The organism is Pedobacter sp. ASV1-7 (assembly GCF_040203335.1).
Taxonomy (GTDB): domain Bacteria; phylum Bacteroidota; class Bacteroidia; order Sphingobacteriales; family Sphingobacteriaceae; genus Pedobacter.
Genome location: NZ_JBEHBV010000001.1, coordinates 791,641 through 808,610 on the forward strand (window position 1 = coordinate 791,641; position 16,970 = coordinate 808,610).

General features: G+C 37.1%; 12 protein-coding genes. 4 read left to right on the forward strand and 8 right to left on the reverse strand.

Annotation, left to right across the window (positions count from 1 at the left end; translation table 11 throughout):
- Nucleotides 1-29 precede the first annotated feature (29 nt).
- On the reverse strand, nt 30-1,268 hold the full coding sequence (locus ABDJ41_RS03520; RefSeq protein ID WP_349784352.1) for a porin: 1,239 nt from the start codon (nt 1,266-1,268) through the stop codon (nt 30-32).
- Nucleotides 1,269-1,467: 199 nt separating this feature from the next.
- Between ABDJ41_RS03520 and ABDJ41_RS03525 the strand changes: the two genes are divergently transcribed.
- From ABDJ41_RS03525 to ABDJ41_RS03540, 4 genes are all read left to right on the forward strand, one after another.
- Entirely contained in the window at nt 1,468-1,806 is a 339-nt protein-coding gene (locus ABDJ41_RS03525) for a hypothetical protein (RefSeq protein WP_349784353.1), read from the forward strand.
- Nucleotides 1,807-1,879: 73 nt separating this feature from the next.
- Nucleotides 1,880-3,484, forward strand: a complete 1,605-nt coding sequence (locus ABDJ41_RS03530) for a SulP family inorganic anion transporter (RefSeq protein ID WP_349784354.1) — start codon at nt 1,880-1,882, stop codon at nt 3,482-3,484.
- Nucleotides 3,485-3,491: 7 nt separating this feature from the next.
- Nucleotides 3,492-4,163 (forward strand): carbonic anhydrase, encoded by a 672-nt coding sequence (locus ABDJ41_RS03535; protein WP_349784355.1) that lies wholly within the window; start codon nt 3,492-3,494, stop codon nt 4,161-4,163.
- A gap of 150 nt (nt 4,164-4,313) precedes the next feature.
- A complete protein-coding gene (locus ABDJ41_RS03540) occupies nt 4,314-4,520 on the forward strand; it encodes a hypothetical protein (RefSeq protein WP_349784356.1) in 207 nt (68 codons plus the stop codon).
- A 76-nt stretch (nt 4,521-4,596) separates the two neighbouring features.
- Here ABDJ41_RS03540 and ABDJ41_RS03545 read toward each other — a convergent pair whose 3' ends face one another.
- The 7 genes from ABDJ41_RS03545 to pruA form a co-directional block, all read right to left on the reverse strand.
- Entirely contained in the window at nt 4,597-6,642 is a 2,046-nt protein-coding gene (locus ABDJ41_RS03545; RefSeq protein WP_349784357.1) for an FAD-dependent oxidoreductase, read from the reverse strand.
- A gap of 9 nt (nt 6,643-6,651) precedes the next feature.
- A complete protein-coding gene (locus ABDJ41_RS03550; protein WP_349784358.1) occupies nt 6,652-7,539 on the reverse strand; it encodes a DUF5017 domain-containing protein in 888 nt (295 codons plus the stop codon).
- 11 nt (nt 7,540-7,550) lie between these two features.
- The gene (locus tag ABDJ41_RS03555; protein WP_349784359.1) at nt 7,551-9,389 is read right to left on the reverse strand and encodes a RagB/SusD family nutrient uptake outer membrane protein; all 1,839 of its coding nucleotides are present in this window, start codon (nt 9,387-9,389) and stop codon (nt 7,551-7,553) included.
- 10 nt (nt 9,390-9,399) lie between these two features.
- On the reverse strand, nt 9,400-12,888 hold the full coding sequence (locus ABDJ41_RS03560; RefSeq protein ID WP_349784360.1) for a TonB-dependent receptor: 3,489 nt from the start codon (nt 12,886-12,888) through the stop codon (nt 9,400-9,402).
- 246 nt (nt 12,889-13,134) lie between these two features.
- Nucleotides 13,135-14,322 carry a FecR family protein gene (locus ABDJ41_RS03565; protein WP_349784361.1) on the reverse strand — a complete coding sequence of 396 codons (1,188 nt, stop codon included), beginning with the start codon at nt 14,320-14,322 and terminating at the stop codon, nt 13,135-13,137.
- Between the two features lie 78 nt (nt 14,323-14,400).
- Entirely contained in the window at nt 14,401-14,994 is a 594-nt protein-coding gene (locus ABDJ41_RS03570; protein WP_349784362.1) for an RNA polymerase sigma factor, read from the reverse strand.
- A gap of 239 nt (nt 14,995-15,233) precedes the next feature.
- Complete coding sequence (pruA, locus tag ABDJ41_RS03575) at nt 15,234-16,862, reverse strand: L-glutamate gamma-semialdehyde dehydrogenase (protein ID WP_349784727.1); 1,629 nt, start codon at nt 16,860-16,862, stop codon at nt 15,234-15,236.
- Between the last annotated feature and the right edge of the window lie 108 nt (nt 16,863-16,970).

The window sequence follows — 16,970 nt, forward strand, 5'->3', positions numbered from 1 at the left end:
GATTTTATCAAATTTTATAAATATACTTTTTACCAGCGATATTGCAACCTCATTGTAAATACATCATCTTTAAGATCATCCGAATAATCAACTAATTGGGTGCGGTCATTTACAACATGTTCATTATAAACAGTTAGCTTTATTCTTCCGTTGATCTGGCAGGTCATGCCATATCCTAGGGTATTAAACTTAATGTCTCCAGCAGTAGTATTGCTAGCAGGAGCTCCGATTTCTCTCTCCTTTACATTTGTATTTGGATCATAAGAATCATAAGCAAGCAGGGCAGTAAATCTGCTTTTAGCTATCTGGTGACTTAACCATAAGTAATATCCTGAAAATTCACGTAAGTAAAGATCTGTGGCAGGTTGTGTAGAAAAACTCTGACTTGCAAGTGTACCTGGAATCTTATCAGATTTCGCCACACCAGGTTGTGTCCCACCAACATATTCCGCCTTAAAGGATGTAGAACCCAAATTACTATCATATTGTAATTGTAAGTTTCCACCAAAATAATCTCGCTTGGCATTGTAACCTACAAAATTGGGACTTGTGTTCTGAACAAAACCGCCGGCAGTATTTGTATAATAGCTTTCTGTATCGTTGCGTACCGAACCTTTATAGAAGGAACCACCAAAGCCAATATGTAATTTTTTGTTTGCCAGACTATCAAATTTAAAACCTAGGTTTCCAACAATGTCCTTTTTGGAGTCATAATCCCTTGAAGAATATCCACTTCCATTAATTATCGCTAAGTCTGCAGTTAAAAAACTAAGGGCTTTGTTTTGAGGATCAAAACTTACCATTGCTCCGAGGTCTCTTTCACGAGGCATTATGGTTTGGAATACTCTCGCTCTTTCCGGGAAATCTCTATATCCTGATGAATAAACAATTGAGTATCCAAAAGGGCGGTTAAATAACCCTCCAGTAAATTGGAAGTCCTTAGCATCAGGGTGGTGCAACTGTATAAAAGCATCCATTAGGGCAACACCATTTTGAGTAGCATCAAGTTGAAAAACGATATTTGAATATTTATCTACACGGTCAATTTTTAATCGACCTCTTCGGATCATGAAACGATCTTTGGAGTTTTCTGAAAAATCGCCACCAGAATAAGAAAGTATACCTTCCGACTGTGCTCTCTGATATTGAGTTTGAAGATATCCCGTTATAGTAATATCATGTGGATCTTTGCTGGAAGGAGCATTATTGCTTTGTGCAAGAGTTATAAAAGGGTAAGAAAGCAATAAACAAAATAATATTCGTCTCATAATTGGCCAGATTTTTTTAAAACTGCTAAATTACATTTAATGGATCATTATTCTATGAATATCAGCTAGATTTTGATTTTGTCTTCTTTAAAAGATAGACTTTATAATAACTAAATTACATTTTTATTACACTAAAAGTTGCTCGTTTTTTCAGTTTGGAATTATTTTTGACCCTCAGTGAAAATAAAAACAGAGATAAATGTTCCTAAGTAAATATCGTTTACTGATTGTCATCACCTTTCTTGGCATCTTTTCAGCAAAGATGATCATTTCTGGTGCTCCTGTTTTTTTTAACCAGATTGATAAGGATATCATGATTTCTGTAATTATGCAACTAGAAGCAGAGCATAGTTCAGATGGCGATACTGGAAAAGCTAAGGTGAAGCTTAGCGATTTTAGAACTGAAGTATATTATGATTACAGCTTCTTAGCTGTACTTAGTCTTTTTGGTGTAAATAGTGGATTTATAGATAATTTCAAACGGTACTTTGATCCATTTCATCCATCTGTACCTACACCGCCTCCTAACCTCTGCTAATTTTAATGCAATACCCTCAATGGGATAATTGTGCAATTTTTAAAAATTAGTTAAAACATTAATATTCAGTTTTATGCAAAGAGGAAACTCAGTCTTTTCAAGATTGGAAGTGAAGAAGTATATATTAAAAAAGAATTTAAAAAAGGATTTACCTGCAAGTATCGTGGTATTTCTAGTGGCTTTGCCTTTATGTTTAGGCATTGCTTTAGCATCAGGAGCACCATTGTTCGCTGGTCTTATTACAGGTGTTGTTGGAGGTATTATAGTAGCTAGTGTTAGTGGTTCACAACTCAGTGTCAGTGGACCTGCTGCCGGACTAACGGCGATTGTTTTAGGTGCTATCGGACAACTAGGAAGTTACCAGGTATTTTTACTCGCTGTAGTTTTGGCAGGAGTAATGCAGCTTATTTTAGGATTATTAAAAGGGGGGACAATTGGAAATTATTTTCCTTCAAGTGTTATAGAAGGCATGCTTGCCGCTATTGGATTGACATTAATCCTTAAGCAGTTACCACATGCATTAGGTGTAGATTCAGATTTTTTTGGCGATGAGAGCTTTTTTCAAAGCGATAATCAGAATACATTTTCAGCAATTGGAAATGCATTAAGTCATTTTGGCATTGCAGCGATAGTGATCAGTTCTTTATCGATTGCCGTACTTATTTTTTGGCCTAAGGTCAAAAAGTTAAGTATCATTCCAGCTCCTTTATTGGTTGTGATTTTAGGGATTTTACTGGCAGTAGCTTTTCAAGGTACTCCATATGCACTTGGTGCAACACAAATGGTGGAAATACCAGTAGTAAATGGTTGGTCTGAATTTGTTGGCTTGTTTACTACTCCTAATTTCTCAGCTATATTAGACGGTAAGGTTTGGGTGGTTGCGGCTACAATTGCCGTGGTAGCCAGTTTAGAAACACTTTTAAGTATAGAAGCTATTGATAAAATAGATCCCATAAAAAGGGTTTCGCCAACAAATCGTGAGTTAATGGCTCAGGGAACAGGAAATATTTTTAGTGGATTGATAGGTGGTTTACCCATGACATCAGTTATTGTACGTAGTTCAGCAAATGTGAATTCAGGTGGAAGAACTAAGATGAGTGCAATTTTTCATGGCTGTTGGTTACTTTTATCCTTACTTTTTATTCCAGGTCTGATAAATATGATACCTTTGGCATGTTTAGCTGCTATACTATTAGTAACTGGTTATAAACTTACAAGGGTGGCATTATTTAAACATATGTTTCATAAAGGTTGGGATCAGTTTGTGCCATTCGTAATCACAATTGTAGCGGTATTGCTTACCGATCTGTTGAAAGGTGTTGCTGTCGGCATGCTATTCTCTGTGTTTTATCTGTTACGTACCAACATGCGTAACTCTTATTTCTATAAGATACATGAAGAGGGAGATAAGAAGAATATCAGAATAAAACTTGCAGAAGAAGTATCTTTCTTAAACAAGGCAGCCATTCAGGTTGCACTTAATAAAATTCCTAAAGAAACTAATGTAATTATTGATGGAACTAATTCCAAGTATATCGATCCGGATGTATTGGAGACCATTTTTAATTTTAAGCATAATGCTTATACTAAAGGAACGATTGTTGTCTTAGAGAATATTAAGAAGCAATACACCTTCCCAAAAAAGAACGAAGAAGTTATACAAGAAATTAATAATTAAAAATATTATGTGCGCTAAATTAGAGAAACAAGAGACAGATAAAATAACATACGACGGTTTATTACAAGGAAACAAGGATTGGGTAGCGGCGACGCTTAAAGAAGATCCGAAGTTTTTCGAAAGATTATCAGCTGGTCAGGCTCCTCCCGTTCTTTGGATCGGATGTTCTGACAGTCGTGTACCTGCCAATCAAATTACCAATACAATGCCTGGTGATATTTTTGTACACCGTAATATTGCAAATGTGGTTACACATACGGATATGAATTTACTAAGTGTGTTGGATTATTCAGTTAATGTATTAAAAGTAAAACACATTATCGTTTGTGGTCATTATGGTTGCGGAGGTATAAATGCTGCTCTAGGTGATAAACAGGTTGGTTTGATTGACAATTGGTTAAGAAATATCAAAGATGTTATCCGTATGCATGAGCGTGAGATGCAAACAATTAAAGATCCGGTAAAAAGATCGAACCGTTTGGTTGAACTAAATGCAATAGAAGGTGCTGCAAACGTTATGAGTACGTCTATCGTGCAAAATGCATGGGCATCAGGTCAGGATTTATCTGTTCATGCCTGGGCATATAGTCTGGAGACAGGATTAATTAATGACCTACAGGTAAGTGCATCAGGTGCTGATGATATTTCCCCGGTATTTAAAATGCAAGCTCATAAATAGTAGGGAACATTTCGTATTAAAAGATAAGACCTTTGACGCCTGTCAAAGGCCTTATCTTTTAATAGCTTTTTCAGGCAGGATTATTGTTGTTAGAACTTTAATAATCAGTACAATGTGATTGTTTAAGAATATACCATAAAATTCATAGAGATGGAAAAAACAGAATATAGAAAACCAGGGAATAAAGACATGATGGCAGCTTATTCTTTATTGGCTTTGGTTCCACCACTAGGCATGCTTTTTATTATTGTAGATTGGTATAAAGGTGCAAAAGTCGATGCTGTTTCTGTATTTGGTTTATTCTTAGGAATTGTGTTAACTGTGGTGTATTATATGCAGTTAACAGGTCAGATGTAAGATTGGCAAGATACTTTATTACAAAGTATAAAAGCATCCCCTTTTTATGAAAAGAGGATGCTTTTTTGTGTTGTATTTATATTGGTTTAAAAATTATCGCATCAGCGGTTACAACCCCATCTGCACCAGCTGTAGAAACTTCTACAAAAGCATTCTTGCCTTTAGCTAAGTTATAGACACCTAAACTAACCCATTCACCAGAACTTAACCCAAGTTCTTTGATATCAGCAGTCTTTAACACGATTGATTTATCTGCCTTTCCATCAAATACCTTGAAAATAGTCTGACTAGATCTTCCAGCAATTTTAGGTATATAAACATACACTTCATGCTTCCCATTTTTTTCAATCTCAGGAGTAAATTTAGCAGTACTGGTTGTCGTCGTGTTGCCTTTATTGATAAGCAGACCATGGCCGTATCCGCCTTTAACATTACTCCAGTCACCTGTGGTTTTTACATTTTCTTTATCATCATTATCGACCAGAACTTCTTTGGCAGCCTTATTCAATAGTGGATCCTCAGCTAACTGTTTTTGGATTTCTTTAACGTTTAGCTGTTGTACAGGTAATTTCTTGTCAATAGCCATTACTGCTGCGGTTGCGGCCGACTGACCCATTACCATAAATACCGGCTCCATACGAATAGATCCAAAGGCAATATGCGAAGCCGATAAGCAAACCGGAACAAGTAGGTTTTTACATTCTTTTTGTTTTGGCACAATAGCTCTGTAAGAAATCGGAAAAGGACTAGGCACGCGTTTTTGTACATCACCTTCATTTTTTACCATTCCATTTACAACAATACGTTGGCAATTGTGTGAATCCATACCATAGGCGGCCATCCCAATAGCATCATCTACAACTTCAACACCTTCACAATGCTTTTGTGTCATGACTACTTCGCTAACCATTCTGCGTGCTTCCCGAACATATAATTGGTTAGAAAAGCCTCCTAAATCTTTAAACTCATCTTTGGCAAATCCCCAGCTTTGCATATCTTTTCTTACTGATTCAGGAACTTGTTTATCATGAGCTAAAAAGTATAACATCCCTTTGGTATAGTCTTCATGTGCTTTCCAGATTTGTTTCCTCGTATTATAATCTCCCTCTGGATAGTCATAGTTTGCTCCAATCATGTCTGTAGAGAATCCCCCAAAGTTATTGAAGTCTGTCTTCCCATTTGGCATATTCTTAATCAAGAAATTACCTTTGTTTTCTATTTCCAGAATACCATTTTTGGTCTTTGATTTAAAATCTCCAAAAACACCTTTCCAACCTTCTTTTTCAATTATCCGAAGCAGTAAGGTGTAATCCGAAGGATTATAGTTTTTTGGCTTTTTAAATGGAATTTGGTTGCCTTTATCTTGGGTTAAGCACAAACGGAAATTGTAAGCCTGAATTAACTTATCGCCAGAGCCAGTCGGTGCTAAAGTGCCTTTGCCAACGCCAAATAGCAACCCGCTTTCAGGTTTGCCAGGTATAACATAAGGATCTATACCATCAGGAATCTGGTGAAAATCTGATAATTGTACGCCGTTGTAAGTCTCTCCATAAGTACTATTGGCTTCTCTTCCGTAAGTATAAGAAACACCTGCTTTAGCCATTAAATCACCCTCATAAGTACAATCAATGAACATCTTCGCTTTAACAGTTTTATTCGTCGCAGCATTTGGATTGTCAGACCTCTCCAAACTTATTTCGGTGATATAACCATCTTGTTTTTTTACACCAATTAATCTATGGTTTTTAACAATGTCTAGCTTTGCTTCTTTAATCATATCAGCATATACCTTATCAGCAACATGGGGTTCAAAAACCCATTGTTCAAACTTTCCGTAATGTTGACCTAGTCTTCTGTAAAAATCTTTAGCTAAGCCCGTGATGGCATACTTGTTACCGATGTCTGTTGCTCCCAATCCACCTGTTGTTAATCCTCCAAGGTAATTACCTGGTTCAATAACAATAACAGTTTTTCCCATTTTCTTAGCAGTATATGCTGCAATAATCCCAGCCGAACTTCCGCCATAGATACAAACATCTACAGGCTTTATTTCTTTAGCAACAGCGTTTAACTGCAATAGTACTATACCAGCAGCAAACAATAGAATATTAATTTTTTTCATTAATTGACCTTATTTTATGGTGATTTCTACTTCTCTAACTACATCAGCAGATTGATTATTACGGCTGTTTTTTCCTACAAAGGTGACTTTGTAAGTTCCTTTTGTAGGATAAATATATTCAAATTGATTTGGCATGGCAGTAATCATATCTTTAATAGATACACCATAATCTTTATTCACAGCATCTACATATAGCGCTTTTGAAACAGCCCAGTTTTCGGTGTCTCCAGAGTTCTTAGCAGGTGCCGAGGTAAAAAGACCACCACTTGTAGTCCAGCCATAAGTAACATTCTTAACACCTATAGCTTTCCAGCCCATAGCGCTTAAGGCGCCTACGGTTAACGATGTTTTATCGTCAACTTTATTGACCAGATTAAATATTGTGATTGTCCAGTTTGGTTGTACAGTAGTCGTACTATTTACCCCACGATATCTAAAAGCTAAATATAATGGCTTGCCAGCTTTTTTTAGATCAGTAAGATCAGCGGTTCCAATATCAACGGATACTCCTGTAGTCGCCGTAGGCATTGTAAATCTATCCGTAATATCAGTCCAGGGAGCAGACATTACATCATCCAATTCTCTTGCAGTACCAAGCTCATTTGTAGCCAATAAACTGAGTGTATTTTGTTGGGTACCATTTCTTAAATTGGCCTTTATATTAAGTAATACTTGCCCTGGTGCAGTAGTCCTATCCTTATTCTCGTACTTAAACCCTGGTTCACCAGAGTACATCGTCAGGTAATCAACTGAACCCGTAAACTTGAACTTTACTGTATCGCCCAGATTATAGCTGGATTTGTCAACACTTACATCAAAAGTCGGTTCTTGAACTTCATTTTTATCGCAGGAACTAAATAGTAGCCCTATGAATATGCTTAGATATACTTTTTTCATATCAATAATATTTACCATCCAGGGTTTTGAGTTAGTAATTTATTCAGCGTTATTTCTTTCGAAGGGATTGGCATTAGTAAATTCCGTGTGGTAATACTTTCTGCCGCTCTGTAAGCAACGGCAGGAGCACCGGCACCTTTAGCATAAGAGGCATAAGATTCCATCATGGAAACAAATTTTCCCCAGCGCAAAAGATCTGGTCTTCTGTAACCTTCAAAACATAGTTCTCTGGAACGTTCATCAACAATAAGATCAAAGAAATCTTCTTTGTTTAATCCTAAGGGGATATCCGCATCATTCATGTTAGAAAGTGTTGCGGTCGCTACAGCCCCGGTTCCACCGCCTCCAGTTAATGTGATTGTAGGTGTTCCCTGATAATTTTTCCCATTCGTAACCACATTAATTGCTGTTACCTTTCCGGCAGAAATAACTGCAGTTGCTGTAGCATTCAAGGATGGAGCGCCCCCTGTAATGGTTACCACAGGCGCAGTTGTATAGCCTGTTCCCTGTGCGGTAACAGCTATTGTTTTTACCACATTACCATTAAGTACTTTGCCATATCCTCTTCTTCTTACTAAATTAATAGCAGTATATGCGCTGTCAGTAGGCATACTATAAACTTCATTAGCAGCTTCAGCATACATTAAAAGTACATCAGAATACCTTAGAAGTGTTACGTTCATGCCGTTTACCTTACCCATCGGACTAAGCTCATATTCTCTGCGCCATTTTCCTGCATTCATAAGCCATGGATTTGTTACCGCAGTATATTTAGCTGTTGTAGTAGTTCCATAATTGTAATTGGCACAATTCCAGTCTCTACGTAAATCAAGAGTAGGACGGATGGTTGCAGTAGAAGCGGGGTTAATAACCTCATAAGAATCAAAAAGTTTCTTCGTCGCATTAACCCTTCCAGAAGAATACCCTACCTTTTCATCAGAGCATAAAATACCAATAAAAGGACCTGTCGCCTGATTTGTCTCATCTATTCCACCGATGCCATATCCATAAAACTCAACTTCCCAAATGCTTTCCTTAACATCATACTCATCTTTAGCCAATTTTATAAAAATGTTGGAGTAGTCAGGGTTTAGTTGGTGCTCTTCTGAAGTGATTACTTTATAAGACCATGCTTTTGCATCTTTATATTTTGCCTTATCTAATAGCGGATATCCTGCCATTTGTAAGCAGACCCTTGCCAGAATCCCCTGAACAGCAGTTTTAGTAACCTTACCGCTATAACCCAAAGTGGTTACTTTTTGATTTTGCAGGAGCTTTTCAGCCGTCGTCATGTCGGATAGAATCTGTTCATATACCTCTTTTACAGGACTGCGTTTAATGTTTACATCTGTTACAGAGTTTGATGGAGTGGTGATCAATGGCACATCTCCAAAGTTTGTCACCAATAAAAAGTAATAATAGCCGCGTAAAAATAAGGCTTCACCTTTTATTTTTTCTCTTTGGGCTTCAGGCATAGTAGGTTTATTGATATTGGCTAACAAAGTATTAGCGCCATTAATACCAGTATACAACGATGCCCAGAAAGTTCCTACTTCAGGAGTAGAAGCAGTGTATTGATAAAAGCAATAAGCCAGGGCTCCGCTAGATAGCCAGATATTGAATGCTTCCTCATCACTTTGTGCATAAAATCCGTAAAGGATATCTCTCCCGTAAAGTGTTTTACTTCCAAGAACGTTGTATACACCGTTCAGGCCATTTTGCAGTTCTTCTGCTGTATTGTAATAATTAAGCGGACTTAAAAAATCAGTTGGTTTCGTATCCAGAACTTTCTGACAAGAAGTGCTGATCGAAATGAATGCTATGATGTAAAATTTTATTAAATGTTTCATAATCTTTGAATTATAAAGAAAGATTTAAACCGAAAATAATTGTCCTGGCACGTGGATATGCTGCATAATCAAAACCTTGTGTTAGGTTAGAAAAGCCAACAGATACTTCTGGATCAGGTCCGGAGTAATTTGTCCAGGTTATTAGATTTTGAGCCGAACTGTATACTCTAAGATTTTTTATTCCTAGTTTTTGAGTTAAAGAATTTGGCACATTGTAACTTAGTGATACCGTTTTTAGCCTTAGGTAAGAGCCATCTTCAATTACTCTGGTCGAATAGTTTGCTGGACCTGCACCTCCAACAACTGGAATGGTACTGCTTTGGTTGTCTGAAGACCACCGGTTTGCATAAGTGGCAAACTGGTTTAAGTTCCTTTGGCTACTGCCTTCAAATATTAATCTATTGGCATTAATTAAATTGTTACCATAAGACCATTGAAACAAAACATTCAAATCGAAACCTTTATAAGAGAAATTGTTAGTTAGTCCACCAGTATGTTTAGGCAAACCACGACCAATTATAGTGTAATCACTTGTGTTAATTATGCCATCACCATTTATGTCCTTGTACTTAATATGTCCTGGTTTAATGGTCGTCCTTGCATTTCCATTAGCAATAACATTGTTATTTAAAATATAACCGCCGTTGGCATCGATATCAAAATCTGATAATTGGTAAAGACCATCATATACCAAACCATACATTTGTCCCAATGGTTGTCCAACCATAGATATATAGCTATAAACCCCAATATAGCTGTCGTTCCAGCGTACTTGCCTGGTTAACGCATTTTGGTTTTCGGTTAAAGAAAGAACCTCATTCTTATTGAAACTGATGTTAAAATTAGTAGACCATGTAAAAGCTTTTGAATTCAGATTTAATGTATTTAAACTAATCTCCAAACCTCTGTTTCGCATTTTTCCAATATTCTTAAAAGCAGAACTTACACCAGTTGTAGTAGGTAGATCTGCATTTAATAATAAGTTGTTTGTATGTTTATCATAAACATCCACAGTTAAACTAATTCTCTCCTTAAAGAAGCCTAAATCAACACCCAGATCTGCCTGGTTTGTTGTTTCCCATCTCAAATTAGGGTTCCCAATTGCCGTAATCATTGCCCCTTTAGTGGTTGTCGAGTTGTTGTAAGGATAACCAGATGAAAGCGGGAATGAAATCCGGGTCAGGTAATCAAAATCACCAATACGATTGTTTCCTGTAGAACCATAACTTGCTCTGAATTTAGCATTGCTCATAAAAGTTATGTTTTTGAAAAAGGATTCTTTACTGGCATTCCATGCGAATGCAGCAGAAGGAAAATATCCCCAACGGTTATCTGCAACAAACTTTGATGAACCGTCTGACCGAAAGGATGTTGTGAAAAGATATTTACCTTTGTAAGCGTAGTTTAAACGTGTTAAGTAGGAAATTAATCCCCATGGACTGCTAGCTGTACTACCAACTTGTGTAATACCTTCGTCTAAACCATCAATACCCAGGCTTTCATTTGGTATTAAACTAGAAGAAAAACCTCTTCTAAAGTATTTGTTGGTTTGTACTGTATAACCAGCTAATGCTGTAAAGCTGTGATCTTTATCAAAAGTCTTTCTATAGGTTAGTGTATTTTCGTTTAGTAAATTCTTGGTAGAGATGTCATATACAGAGCCATTCACTCCCCTCGTAGAACTATTAAGTGGACTGCCGGCACTTGTTAATGAATTATTAAATGATTGCGAGGTGGAAAGCCTGTCGGTCATTGCACCAGTAATCTTTAACTTTAAACCTTTTAAAATGGTGTACTCGCCATAAACATTTGCATAAAAACTTGTAGCCTTAGTTTCTCTTAAAGTGTTTTTAGCTGAAATTATGGGATTAAACCTATAGTCGTCACCCGTAACGATAGGGTCAAACAATTCGTCTTCAAGATCTAACTCTTCCAGACCAGTAACAGGTCTGTATCCCCAAACAGAATACATTTGACTTAAAGAGGCATTAAATGTTCCATCAACAGGAATTTGTATGGTGCCATAAGTTGTATTCTGGCTGTAATTGATGTTGGTACCGACAACAAATTTGTTATTGATAGTTTGATCTAATGAAATTCGTCCTTGATAGCGTTTAAGACCAGAATTAATAATAATTCCTTCAGAATCCCTGATATTTGCAGAGATAGAATATAAAGTTTTATCAGAACCTCCGCGGACAGACATATCATAGTTTTGTACGGCAGCAGTTCTAAAAAATTGATCTTGAAGGTCAGTCCCTTTTACGGAGCGGTATGATTCTAAGGTATTTCCGTCCGCTTTATAATAAGGGTCCGTTACCGGAAGATCACCTGGTGTATAAAGATTTGCGGCAGTATTAATTGTAGCTCCTTGTGTTTGCTCTAGCTGAACCTTTACAAAATCATATGGAGACAGCATTTTCATCCGTTTGCTATTGTCATGCAATCCATAATAGGAACTGATATTGATAACAGGTGCACCCTTTTTTCCTTTTTTTGTAGTAATCATAATTACACCGTTCGCACCTCTTGATCCATAAATTGCAGTAGAAGACGCATCTTTCAATATATCAATAGATTCAATATCTGCAGGGTTAATATTGCTATTGTCCGAATCTTCAAGAGGGAAACCATCAACAACATATAGAGGAGAGTTGTCTTGGGTAATAGATCCTGGGCCACGAATAACAATATTGTTCACTGCTCCAGGCTGTCCATCTGCCCCCGAAACGGTAACCCCCGCTACACGGCCTGCTAAAGCTTCATCAAAAGAGGTAACAGGTGCTTTTGCCATATCAACCATATTCACAGAGGCTACTGATCCTGTTAAATCTTTACGACTTACAGTACCATAGCCAATTACAACCACCTGGTCAAGCTTATTGATCTCTTCCATTAGCTTAACATTGATTACAGTTCGCCCGTTAATTGCCACCTCCTGGGTAGTAAATCCCAAATAAGAGAAGACCAAAATGCCATTGTCATTCGCGGCTTTTATGGAATATAGACCTTTTCCATTACTTAAGGCAATAGTTTTGCCTCCTTTTATACCTATAGTAACCCCAGCTATAGGTTCGCCATTTCTATCAGTTACTTTTCCTGAGATATCAATTAAGGAAGCCGAATTTATGAACAGTCGGTCTTTTTCCTTTATCGTAATCGTTTTATCATTGATGGAATAGGTTAGAGGTTGGTATTCAAATACCTTTTTAAGTACCTCATTGAAATCCGCATTGTTCACCTTAATGTCAATGGGATTAGCCATTTTCAAGAGGTTATCTGTATACAAAAAGATATAGCCACTTTGGTTTCTAAGTTCTTTTAGAACCACTTTTAAAGGGGCATCAGATTTAGATAAACTTATTTTCTGCGAATAGCCGGACGCGCTAACCTGCAGGAATGTAGCTATTAATATTACGGTGGTCAATCGCATAATGAGCCATAGTTTAGCGATATGCCGATTGGGCATACCGGTTTTGTTGGTATAATTTTTATACATTTGTTTAGTTTGGTTTTGAGCAGTTTACCTGTTGTTTCGAAGCTTGGGTATGCTGCATTAAACTTTGATAATTTATTATTAACGGAACCAGATTAAAGCCAGGAGTGTTAGAAGCACTTTTGGCTTTTTATATCTTTATGATGCGGCTCAGCTATCCAGGAGTAGAAAATTCTTCATGTTTTTTGGTTTAGGTTATTATAATGTTGATTGATTATTCTCTTGATGATATGATTCCTTTATGCAGGATTATTTTGAAACAAGTATTTTTTTGCCTACAATTTTAAAATGAACTTTATTAGTAGATTCTAAAGACTTCAGTACTTTAGAAACATCGTCGAATCTGGATACTCCACCACCAAACTTTTCATCCGATATTTCTCCGACATATTCAATATCTACGTTATACCAGCGTGCTATCATTCGCATAATCACCTGTATGTTCTCACTATCGAACATAAACTGGTTATTTTTCCAGGCAATGGCAGCATCTACATCGGCATCGGTTAACAGAATATCTCCCTTTCCGGATAAGGTGGATTGTTGACCCGGACTTAAGATTGTGGAACTACTTTTTCCAGATACTTTAATGCTACCTTCAATCAGGGTCGTTTTAACAGACGCTTCCTCCAGATAAGAATTGATATTAAAATGTGTACCCAAAACTTCAACTTCCTGTTGGGCCGTTTTTACAATAAAGGGTTTGGATTTATCTTTTGCAATTTCAAAATAGCCTTCCCCAATCAATTCAACCTTCCTTATTTTTGAAGAAGAAAATGATGCTGGAAATTTAAGTGTTGAAGCCGCATTTAGCCAAACCTCACTATGGTCAGGTAAACGAACCTTATAAGTCTCACCATTAGAAGTAGATAGTGTATTAATACGGCTAGATTCGACACCGTTATCAATAATGTCATAAACAAGCTGGCCATCATCTGTTTTGGAAATCACTACTCCTGCTTCTTTGGCAAGTTCACCATTTACAGCATCAGATAGTATAATCTTTTTGCCATTGGCCAGGGTTAATGTTGCACCTTGCTTACCTGGTAAAATATCGTTGGTATAAGTAGTAGGTTGAAGAGTTTGTTTAGTGTGGTTTATTTTGTAAAAATATAACCCTATTGCAGAACACAATAGGACAGAAGCTGCAATAGCTATACGACGTAAAATGCGTTTGCGGTTTGATAGTTGAATAACTGCAGGAGAATTATTTATAGTATAAAGAATGCGTTCATTCAAATTCAAAGCTAGTTCATTACCAATGGGTAAATCCACATCTTCAGCATTCATCACTTCAATTGCATCCTGAGATAATGCTGCATCCCATTCTGCCTGATGTTGCCCTTCTTCAATGATATGCAAAACCATTTCAAGCTGCTGCGGATTACATTGCTTATTCAAATATTTTTGAAATAGACTGATAATTTCTGTGTTCACGGTATTACTGCTTTTTATAACTAATACAATTGGGAAGCAATAAGCATCCAGTCGATTAGAAAAAAAAAGTAAATAAATCTATTTTATCAAAGAAATGCAGGTCAGAAGGACGGAAACTGCATTTTTGGTGTTGATATATTCTCTGATTAAAGTCAGCGCCTTGTTCATATGTTTGTTGACCGTACTTTCGGTTATCCCCAGTTCCTGGGCTGTTTGCTTGTAAGTCAATCCTTTGAGGCGACAACGGACAAAAACTTCCTTAACCTGTCCGTTCAGGTTACTTATAGCTTCTGTAATAAGTGCATTGCTTTCATTATAATCTACCTGAAGTTCGGTTGTATTTTCATCATCAGATGAATATTTTCGGATTTCCGACATAATAGCTGTTTCATGCTGAGCCCGCTTAAGCATGTTCAGCAAATTCCTTTTTGCAATGGTAAAAAGATAAGGTTTAAATGGCCTTAAGGGATCAATTAACAATCGATTCTCCCAGACTTTAACAAATGTATCATGTACAATGTCTTCAGCTAAAAATGGAGATTGAGCTGTACGCTGAGCATAGTACTTGAGTTGTTTGACATGTAGGTAATATAAAGTGCTTAAAGCTTGCTGATCTCCTTGCTGTAACATGGATATCAGTTCACTTTCATTATATCCTTTATATTTATCCATTTGTTCGATCTAAGTTATATCTGGCATTAAGCTTATGCTTTTCAACATTCTCTACTAGTGTAAATATGTTAATTATTTTGAACTAAAGCGTCGTGAAAAAGAAAAGCCTCCTGATTCACTGTCAGGAGGCTTTTCTGCACTTTGTGAAAGAAAAAATCACCTTCTCCGAGGAGCCCTCAGGCGCTTTTCTTCTTCAGAAAAGATGCCAGACTCCGAGTGAGAATGGTTATTTTTTCCCTTTAACCTAAAAACGGATAACGGTAATCCTTAGGCATATCAAAAGTTTCTTTAATCGTACGTGGAGATACCCAACGCAACAAATTGATCATAGAACCAGCTTTGTCGTTCGTACCAGAACCTCTTGCACCACCAAATGGCTGCTGACCAACCACTGCGCCAGTACATTTATCATTGATATAAAAGTTACCAGCAGCGTTTCTTAACGCATGAGTCGCTTTCTCAATAGCATAGCGATCCTGAGCAATAACAGCACCCGTTAAAGCATATATTGAAGTCGTGTCAATAATCTCTAAAACTTTGTCAAAATCTTTGTCATCATAAACATAGATAGTTAAAACAGGGCCGAACAACTCTTCGCACATCGTTGTATATTTCGGATCGTCTACAACCAGAACAGTAGGTTCAATAAAATAACCTTTGCTCTTATCGTAAACACCACCAGCAATTACATCTACAGATTTATCATTCTTAGCTTCGTCAATATACTTAGCTAGCTTGTTAAATGAGTTCTCGTCAATAACTGCGTTGATAAAGTTTCCGAAATCTTCTGTGCCACCCATTTTAAAGGTCGCAAGATCACGTAACATAAATTCTTTAACCTTAGGCCAAATGCTTTTAGCAACATAAACACGAGAAGCTGCAGAACACTTCTGTCCTTGATATTCAAAAGCCCCACGGATAATTGCTGTGCTTGAAGCTTCAGCTTCAGCAGAACCATGAACAAGGATAAAATCCTTACCACCAGTTTCCCCAACAATACGTGGATAAGTTTTATATTTATGAATGTTATTACCAATTGTATTCCAGATATTTTGGAAAACACCGGTAGAGCCAGTAAAATGTATACCTGCAAAATCAGGGTGACTAAAAATTACATCACCTGCATCAGGACCAGAAACATAAACAAGGTTAATAACACCATCAGGCAACCCAGCTTCTTTAAAGATTTCCATTAAAACATTCGCTGAATAGATTTGTGTATTTGCTGGTTTCCAAACCACAACGTTACCCATCATAGCAGCCGAAGTAGGCAAGTTACCTGCAATAGCAGTAAAGTTAAATGGAGTTAAAGCGAATACAAAACCCTCAAGCGGACGTTGCTCAACCCTGTTCCAGGAACCTTTCGGAGAAACAGGAGGCTGTTGCTTATAGATTTCAGACATATAACTAACGTTAAAACGCAGGAAGTCAATCAGCTCACATGCAGAGTCGATCTCAGCCTGATAAGCATTTTTAGATTGTCCAAGCATTGTCGCTGCATTTAATTTATAGCGGTAAGGACCAGCAATTAAATCTGCTGCTTTTAAAAATACAGCCGCACGATGTTCCCAGGCAAGATTTTCCCAATTAGCCTTAGCAGCTAAAGCAGCATCAATAGCTTGAGTTACATGGGCTTTTTCGCCCTTGCTAAATTGAGCAAGTATATGTTGATGATCGTGTGGAGGAGTAAGCTTTCCTTTATTTTCCGTGTGTACTTCTTTACCCGCAATATGCATTGGTATATCAATCTGTTTTGCACGGGCATCGGCAATAGCTGCCATTAAAAGTTCACGTTCTTTACTTCCCGGAGCGTAACCCAAAATGGGCTCGTTAACAGGAACTGGTACGTTAAAAAATCCTTTAAGCATGTTATAATAAGTTGTTTCTGCAAAGGTAGCGTTTATTTTTATTTCGTCGGTAATGCGCATTCTGTAATATATTCATGCAATACGCTGTAATAATTCTTATTTTTGAAC

What these genes read in the sequence shown, in the direction of transcription:
- ABDJ41_RS03545 (WP_349784357.1), bottom strand. Translation starts at nt 6,642, where the DNA reads ATGAAAAAAATTAATATTCTATTGTTTGCTGCTGGTATAGTACTATTG.
- ABDJ41_RS03525 (WP_349784353.1), top strand. Translation starts at nt 1,468, where the DNA reads ATGTTCCTAAGTAAATATCGTTTACTGATTGTCATCACCTTTCTTGGC.
- ABDJ41_RS03570 (WP_349784362.1), bottom strand. Translation starts at nt 14,994, where the DNA reads ATGGATAAATATAAAGGATATAATGAAAGTGAACTGATATCCATGTTA.
- ABDJ41_RS03550 (WP_349784358.1), bottom strand. Translation starts at nt 7,539, where the DNA reads ATGAAAAAAGTATATCTAAGCATATTCATAGGGCTACTATTTAGTTCC.
- ABDJ41_RS03540 (WP_349784356.1), top strand. Translation starts at nt 4,314, where the DNA reads ATGGAAAAAACAGAATATAGAAAACCAGGGAATAAAGACATGATGGCA.
- ABDJ41_RS03555 (WP_349784359.1), bottom strand. Translation starts at nt 9,389, where the DNA reads ATGAAACATTTAATAAAATTTTACATCATAGCATTCATTTCGATCAGC.
- ABDJ41_RS03535 (WP_349784355.1), top strand. Translation starts at nt 3,492, where the DNA reads ATGTGCGCTAAATTAGAGAAACAAGAGACAGATAAAATAACATACGAC.
- ABDJ41_RS03520 (WP_349784352.1), bottom strand. Translation starts at nt 1,268, where the DNA reads ATGAGACGAATATTATTTTGTTTATTGCTTTCTTACCCTTTTATAACT.
- ABDJ41_RS03560 (WP_349784360.1), bottom strand. Translation starts at nt 12,888, where the DNA reads ATGTATAAAAATTATACCAACAAAACCGGTATGCCCAATCGGCATATC.
- pruA (WP_349784727.1), bottom strand. Translation starts at nt 16,862, where the DNA reads ATGCTTAAAGGATTTTTTAACGTACCAGTTCCTGTTAACGAGCCCATT.
- ABDJ41_RS03530 (WP_349784354.1), top strand. Translation starts at nt 1,880, where the DNA reads ATGCAAAGAGGAAACTCAGTCTTTTCAAGATTGGAAGTGAAGAAGTAT.